The following is a 7,080-nucleotide window of genomic DNA, read 5'->3' on the forward strand; positions in this document are numbered from 1 at the left end:
CTCAGTCCTTGTCGTCGGCGTGGGTCATGGCGGTATAGAACAGCCAGGTGACCAGCAGAATGATCAGGAAGTAGATCAGCGAGAACGCCGCGGCACGACCAATATCGAACTGTCCCACCGCCATCTGGGTCAGCGTCTGACTGAGGAAGGTGGTGGTGGTGCCGGGCCCGCCACCGGTCAATACGAAGGGCTCGGTATAGATCATGAAGCTATCCATGAAGCGCAGCATCACGGCGATCAGCAGCACGTTCTTGAGCTTGGGCAGCTGAATATAGCGAAATACCGCCCAGTGCGACGCACGATCGATGCGCGCCGCCTGATAGTAGACATCCGGGATCGAGCGCAGTCCGGAATAGCACAACAGCGCCACCAGCGAGGTCCAGTGCCAGACGTCCATGATCAACACCGTGACCCAGGCGTCCACGGTGTTGGAGGCGTAGTTGTAATCGATGCCTAGGTTGTGCAGCAGTCGACCATAGAGGCCAATGTCGCCACGCCCGATGATCTGCCAGATGGTGCCCACGACATTCCAGGGGATAAGCAACGGCAGCGAGAGCAGTATCAGACAGATCGGCACCCCGAGACCGCGGCGCGGCATGGACAAGGCCACGATGATGCCGAGCGGAATCTCTATCGCCAAGATGCTGAAGGAGAAAGCGAACTGGCGCAGCAGGGCATCGCGCAGACGTTCGTCGCGCAGGATTTCCCGATACCACTCGGTGCCCACGAAAAAACGGGTACTCGGGTCGAAGATGTCCTGAACCGAGTAGTTGACCACCGTCATCATCGGGATGATGGCGCTGAACGCCACCAGTATGAATACCGGCAGCACCAGCCACCAGGCCTTGTTGTTGTGTACTTTCATTGTGCGTCTCCACCAGCGTCATCCACATCCGCCGTCTCCATTTCCACCAAGACGTCATCGGCGTAGAACCGAGTCCAGCGCTCGGGGAACAACAGGCCAATCTCACCGCTAGGCACCGCATGATCTTCTTCAATGCGCGCTTTGATGAACACGGGTTCACTATTTCCCTGCAACCGCAGATCGAGAATCTTGTAAGTGCCGAGGTCCTGCACCAGATCGATCCTGGCATGCAGATATGCCTGCTCAGGCGCGATCAACTGAACGAACTCGGGGCGGATGCCCAGCCTGAGCGACTGCGAGGAGCGCGCCCAAAGGGCATCACGTACGGCCGGCGCCAGCGGTAAATCGATACCGGCCACGCGCACTCCCGTCTCGCTCGGCGTGGCCTCGAGCAGGTTCATGCCAGGGCTGCCGATGAAGTAACCGACGAAAGTGTGGGCGGGGTTCTCGAACAGCTCCCGAGGCGTGCCGAACTGCACGATCTGGCCGTCGTACATGACCGCGATCTTGTCGGCGAAGGTGGAGGCCTCGAGTTGATCGTGGGTCACGTAGACCATGGTGATATTGAAGCGCTCGTGAATCTGCTTGAGCTTGCGACGTAGACGCCACTTGAGCTGTGGGTCGATCACCGTCAGCGGCTCGTCGAACAGGATAGCGGCCACGTCGTCACGCACCAGTCCTCGGCCCATCGAGACCTTCTGCTTCTCGTCCGCGGTCAGGTTGCGCGCCTTGCGATGCAGCAGATCCTCGATCTCCAGGGACTCCGCCACCTCCCGAACGCTCCTTGATCTTGTCCGCTGGCTGGCGCTGATTGCGCAGCGGAAACGCCAGATTGTCATACACCGTCATGGTGTCGTAGATCACCGGAAACTGGAAAACCTGGGCAATGTTGCGCTGCTGCGGCGTCAGGCCATTGACCGACTCGCCGTCGTACAGCACCTTGCCCTCGGAGGGATCGAGTAGCCCCGAGATGATATTGAGCAGCGTGCTCTTGCCGCAGCCGGAAGGGCCCAGCAAGGCGTATGCACCGCCCTGCTCCCAGACGTGATCCATGGGGCGCAAGGCGTAATCCTCGGGTCCGGACGGGTTGGCCTGATAACTATGGGCCAGCTGTTCAAGACGAATTTCCGCCATGATCTATTCTCACTCATGCCTGTTGTTGGATTTGGCTGGGCGCATGGACCAGATCGCCACTCTCATCGAAGACAAACAGCTTATGGCAGGGTGCATAAATGCGAACCTCGTTATCCACATGAAAATCATGGATACCGCTCAGGTGCAGCACCAGATCGAAGGCGTCGCTACTTACGTGCAGGAACGTCTCGGAACCACTGATCTCGGCGACGCCCACGATCATGCGGAATTCCAGGTCATCGTCTCGCATCCGGGTCAGGCTCAGATGACTGGGCCGAATACCCAAGCGATAGCGTCCTGGCTTCAACTGAGCCAGGGGCAGTGATATCGGGAAGGTCGTGCGATCGATGACCAACTCGCTATCGCGCAGCTCGACATTCATCAAATTGATGGGCGGCTCGCCGAACAGCGAGGCGGCCTCGACAGTTTCCGGATGATGATAGACCTGGTCGCTGGGGCCGTTCTGCAGGATTCGGCCCTCGTGCAAAAGCGTGGTGGTGTCGCCTAGCGCCAAGGCCTCACCAGGCTCGGTGGTGGCATAGACGGCAATGGTATTGCGCGTATGGAACAGCTTGCGCATTTCCAGACGCAGTTCCTCGCGCAGCTTGTAATCGAGATTGACCAGCGGCTCATCGAACAGCACCAGGTCGGCCTCCTTGACCAGTGCACGGGCCATGGCAGTGCGCTGCTGCTGTCCACCGGAAAGCTCCTGAGGGTAGCGTCCCAACAGATGCTCGATACGCAGCATACCGGCCGTCTCCTCGACCCGACGGACGATCTCCTGCTTGGGCACCTTGGCCAGCTTCAACGGTGAAGCGATATTGTTGAAGACATTCAGCGTGGGATAGTTGATGAACTGCTGATAGACCATCGACACATTGCGCTCGCGTACCGGCACGCCGGTCATGTCGCGACCATTGAGCAGCACGCGTCCGCGACTCGGGGCATCCAGACCCGCCATCAGGCGCATCAGGGTGGTCTTGCCTGCCAGAGTATGGCCCAGCAGCACATTGAAAGTGCCGGATTCAAGGGTCAGGTTGGCGTCGACGATGTGCTTCTCGCCGCTTACGGTTCGCTCGAGTTGCTCAAGTGTCAGGGACATGGATTATTATTTTCCTTTCGTGTTCGCACATTTAAAAGATCATGGGCGAACATCATGTCGAGCGCAAAAAGAGATTTCGAAATTCTCGATAATTAAAATCAACCTTTTGTTTTTAATTAAAAAAACAAGTCTTATACCTTGGTATAAGCGCTTTTTCGAGCAATCTGACGGCATCCATAAGAACAAAAAACGATCGCTAACGCTGCAGAAAAACGACAAAAACTGTTCGCAAACGAACACCTCGCGCGCATCCTGTAGCGAAGGGCGCAGTGATGAAAGCAATCGCCGCCAAGCATCCTACAGCACGATCTTATATCAGCAGATAGACGCAACCGCTGCATGTTCTACGAGGAACACCGAGTCCCTTCTGGACAGCGGGCTCTTTTATCAAACAGCGGTATTTCAACCGTGGCGCCCGATGCGTATTGAGCATGTAACAAAAGGCATATTACCTTCTTTAACATCACATTAAATGCCCAATCATTTTTTGGCGAAGACAATGCGTATAAACGTGTAAGATATTGACTACAAAGTTTATAGGATAATCACGACATCGCATTATAAGGCTTTTTAACTTCCGGCATATTGTGTAGATTGTGTAACTTTGTGTTTCTTGCAAGGATTACACATGGCCTCCCCGACCGGACTCCAGTTCACCCTCTCCCGATCCAGCGGTCCAAATAATGACGGAGCCGACGACCCGGCAGTCATCGATTTCCACTTAGAAGAAACGCTCTCCACGCCTTTCGACCTCACGGTGAACTTCGCCAGCCGCCAGCATGATCTCTCGGCCAGCGACTGGCTCGATCGCGAAGTGACGCTAAGCGTGTGGCAGGATGGGGCCGTGTTGCGCCGCGTGCATGGCGTCGTCAGCGAATTCGAACAGGGCGATCGCGGCCATCGGCGTACCCATTACGCCATCACCGTCAAGCCGGCCCTGTGGCGGCTCTCCTTGCGTCACAACTCGCGCATCTTCCAGAACGTCTCGCCGCTGACCATCATCAACACCCTGCTCGATGAGCGTGGTATCACGGATGTAGCCTTTGCGGTGACCCGGGAGCCAGAAGTCCGCGAATACTGCGTGCAGTACCGCGAAACGGATCTGGCCTTCATCCAGCGCCTGGCCGCGGAAGAAGGCCTGTTCTATTTTCATCAATTTGAAAACACGGCAGGCGGCGCTCATCGGCTGGTGTTCGCCGACGACCCGCAGGTGCTCGGCAATCTGGGGTCACGTTCCTATCACAGCCGCCCCGGCGGCACGGCCCCGGCGCGCCATATCCGTCGCCTGCGCCAGACCGCGCGGGTGCGCCCGGCGTCGGCCATGTTGAAGGATTACTCCTTCAAGCAGCCCGCCTATTCACAGTTACATCAGGCGCAGCTGCATGAGCAGGTCGGCAGCGGCCTGGAAGTCCATGCCCAGCGCACCGACTATGAACACTTCGATTATCCCGGGCGCCACAAGGCGGACGCCTCGGGCAAGGCGTTCACGAAGGTTCGCCTGGAACAGCTGCGCAGTAACGCCACCACCGCGAGCGCCGAAAGCGATCTACCGGAGCTGTTGCCCGGGGCGCGCTTTGCCCTCACCGATCACGACAGCGATGTCCTGAACCGCGACTGGCAGGTCATCAGCGTCATGCATGAAGGCACTCAACCCCAGGCCCTGGAAGAAGACGCTTTCAGCGGTGACGGCATGACGACCTACCACAACACCCTGGTGCTGATGCCCGCCGACCAGGCCTGGCGTGCTGAACAATCCCCCAAGCCCCGGGTCGATGGGCCCCAGGTGGCTTTCGTGGTCGGTCCCGAAGGTGAAGAGATCCACTGCGACAAACAGGGCCGGGTCAAGGTGCAGTTCCCCTGGGATCGCTATGCCAAGGGTGATGACACCAGCAGCGCCTGGATTCGCGTCTCCCAAGGCTGGGCCGGCGGGGGCTATGGCTCGATGGCGATTCCCAGAGTCGGCCACGAAGTCATCGTGTCGTTCCTCGAAGGCGACCCGGATCAGCCGCTGATCACCGGGCGTACCTATCACGCGGTGAATACCCCGGCCTACTCGTTGCCAGAACACAAGACACGCACCGTGCTTCGCACCCAGACCCACAAGGGCGAGGGCTTCAACGAACTGCGCTTCGAGGACGCCACCGACCAGGAACAGATCTGGATTCACGCCCAGAAGGATCTGGAACTCCTCACCGAGAACGACCGCACCGAGGCGATTCGTCGCGACAGCCATCTCACGATCAAACGCGACCGCATCAGTAAACTCGATCGCGATGACCACCTTACCGTTCACGGCGAGCGCCACACGAAGATCGATGGCAATCACAGCCTGGTCGTGCAGGGCACATTGCATCTCCAAGCGGGACAAGCCTGGCTTTCGGAATGCGGGCGCGAGTTGCATATCAAGGCGGGCCAGAAGGTCGTGCTAGAAGCCGGCGACGAGCTCAGCCTAAATGCCGGCGGTAGTTTCCTCAGGATCGATGGCAGCGGCGTAACACTCGGGGGTCCCAAGGTCCGAATCAACGCCGGCGGAAGACCAGGCAAAGGCCTTGAACAAAAAGCAGAGCTACCCAAGCTGCCTGGCCAGGCCCAACCGGAAGTTTCCAAAAGTGTCGCGCCTGTCTCTCACGAACAGCTTTTAAGCGCTGCCGTTTATGGTGCCAGTACCGTGGAAGCCTGCCAGATTCAGGATGTCGCGCTGGCATCCGGACCCAGTAACTGCGGCCTGGGAGTACAATGCCGATGTGGATAAGCCGTTTCCTGGTCGATCTTTCCTGGCATCGAGAAGGGTTACGCCGGATGTTCGAAATCGAATCTGTGCCTCGCTATCGACTGCTCTATCTGCAGACCATTCAACACGAACAGGCCAGTGTCGGTCCACTGCTCATCGAACCCCGCTCGCCGGTCGCCCATCAACACTACAAGAAGTGGGTTCAACAGGGGCTGGCGATCGAGCTACAGGGGCAACAGCGCTTCGAGCTCGTTGTCGATCACCTGCAAACGCTCACCCTGGTAGAACGCGAGCAGGCACCGCCAGTCGTGTTTCGCTACGCTGACCCACGACTCTACGCTGGACTTGAAGCCACGCTAAACGATCACGATCTCAAGCGTCTGCTCGGTCACAATGATCGCATGCGCGCCGTCGTGTCGAACAAAACCTGGATACTGCAACAAGATAGTTTGGAGGCGGCTCGCTATAAACCAACCGACGCTCCCTTCCGGCTGACCCAGCAGCATCTGCAAGGCATCGAGGCATGGCGCATGCGATCGATGCTGCAACCCTTGGCCGTGCAATACGCTATCCCACTTGAGCGTTTGAGCGGCTGGTTCCAGGAGATGCAAGCCTCAGGTGTCGGAGAACGCGACTGTCTCGAACATTGCCAGCGTATGGCGCGTGACGCTTGTAATAGCGCCACTCTTGCCCATCCAGAAGAAGAAATATACTCATGAATGATGTCTCCCTTCCCTTCCAGCCCAGTTGCCAGAACGGCAGCGGTGCGATCTATCAGGCCGAATGCGTCGCCAAGGTCTTCGTTACCCTCGAGCACCAGGACACCCTGGGGCGGCCACTTCCCGCCGGCATCGAGGTCGATGTGCGCGACGCGCGCCAGCGCCGCTACCCGGGCGTGACCGATGAACAGGGCATCAGCCACCACTATGGCGTGCTCGCCGGTCCCTTCGCCTGGCAATTGCTGAACGCCCCGGGGCACCATCTGGTCGCCATCGACGAGGTGCCGGTGCATCCGGTGGCGGCGGGCATCAGCGCCCCAGAGGCGATGGCGGTGATGAACGAGACCACGGTCATCGCGACCTATCTGCCGCCGCCGATCCTCGTCGATCTGCATGCCCCGCTGGCGACGGGCGAGGTGGACCGGCTGAGCGACGATCAGCTCGAGCAGCTGCGCCTGGCCGGCCACAACGCCACCCTGTTCATCCACGGCTACAACGTCGAACGCGGTGACTGGGCACGTTTCGATCC

The 7,080-nt window shown here is 58.7% G+C and carries 6 protein-coding genes and 1 pseudogene; 4 read left to right on the plus strand and 3 right to left on the minus strand.

Translation table 11 applies throughout. From position 1 onward, the window contains the following. Window position 1: 1 nt before the first annotated feature. From ACPF7Z_RS10175 to ACPF7Z_RS10185, 3 genes and pseudogenes are all read right to left on the minus strand, one after another. Complete coding sequence (locus ACPF7Z_RS10175; protein WP_425193126.1) at window positions 2-865, minus strand: carbohydrate ABC transporter permease; 864 nt, start codon at window positions 863-865, stop codon at window positions 2-4. Then, a pseudogene (locus ACPF7Z_RS10180) lies at window positions 862-1,999 on the minus strand (ABC transporter ATP-binding protein). The gene ACPF7Z_RS10175 and the pseudogene ACPF7Z_RS10180 overlap by 4 nt, the downstream one beginning before the upstream one ends. A 13-nt stretch (window positions 2,000-2,012) precedes the next feature. Further along, window positions 2,013-3,101, minus strand: a complete 1,089-nt coding sequence (locus ACPF7Z_RS10185) for an ABC transporter ATP-binding protein (protein ID WP_425193127.1) — start codon at window positions 3,099-3,101, stop codon at window positions 2,013-2,015. On the opposite strand from ACPF7Z_RS10185, the gene ACPF7Z_RS10190 reads away from it, so the two are divergent. The 4 genes from ACPF7Z_RS10190 to ACPF7Z_RS10205 form a co-directional block, all read left to right on the plus strand. Continuing rightward, complete coding sequence (locus ACPF7Z_RS10190) at window positions 3,100-3,573, plus strand: hypothetical protein (protein ID WP_425193128.1); 474 nt, start codon at window positions 3,100-3,102, stop codon at window positions 3,571-3,573. The two genes, ACPF7Z_RS10185 and ACPF7Z_RS10190, sit on opposite strands and share 2 nt — an antisense overlap. A 156-nt stretch (window positions 3,574-3,729) precedes the next feature. Further along, window positions 3,730-5,853 carry a type VI secretion system Vgr family protein gene (locus ACPF7Z_RS10195; protein WP_425193129.1) on the plus strand — a complete coding sequence of 708 codons (2,124 nt, stop codon included), beginning with the start codon at window positions 3,730-3,732 and terminating at the stop codon, window positions 5,851-5,853. Continuing rightward, window positions 5,844-6,551, plus strand: coding sequence for a DUF4123 domain-containing protein (locus ACPF7Z_RS10200; protein WP_425193130.1), 708 nt, complete (start codon window positions 5,844-5,846; stop codon window positions 6,549-6,551). Before ACPF7Z_RS10195 ends, ACPF7Z_RS10200 begins: the two co-directional genes overlap by 10 nt. After that, on the plus strand, window positions 6,548-7,080 hold a 533-nt coding region (locus ACPF7Z_RS10205; RefSeq protein WP_425193131.1), incomplete at its 3' end, for a hypothetical protein. The genes ACPF7Z_RS10200 and ACPF7Z_RS10205, both read left to right, overlap by 4 nt.

It is taken from the genome of Halomonas sp. GXIMD04776, assembly GCF_049808615.1.
GTDB lineage: Bacteria > Pseudomonadota > Gammaproteobacteria > Pseudomonadales > Halomonadaceae > Modicisalibacter.

Excerpts from the sequence above, each read along its gene's own strand:
- ACPF7Z_RS10175 (WP_425193126.1), bottom strand. The coding sequence starts at position 865 with ATGAAAGTACACAACAACAAGGCCTGGTGGCTGGTGCTGCCGGTATTC.
- ACPF7Z_RS10190 (WP_425193128.1), top strand. The coding sequence starts at position 3,100 with ATGGATTATTATTTTCCTTTCGTGTTCGCACATTTAAAAGATCATGGG.
- ACPF7Z_RS10185 (WP_425193127.1), bottom strand. The coding sequence starts at position 3,101 with ATGTCCCTGACACTTGAGCAACTCGAGCGAACCGTAAGCGGCGAGAAG.
- ACPF7Z_RS10195 (WP_425193129.1), top strand. The coding sequence starts at position 3,730 with ATGGCCTCCCCGACCGGACTCCAGTTCACCCTCTCCCGATCCAGCGGT.
- ACPF7Z_RS10200 (WP_425193130.1), top strand. The coding sequence starts at position 5,844 with ATGTGGATAAGCCGTTTCCTGGTCGATCTTTCCTGGCATCGAGAAGGG.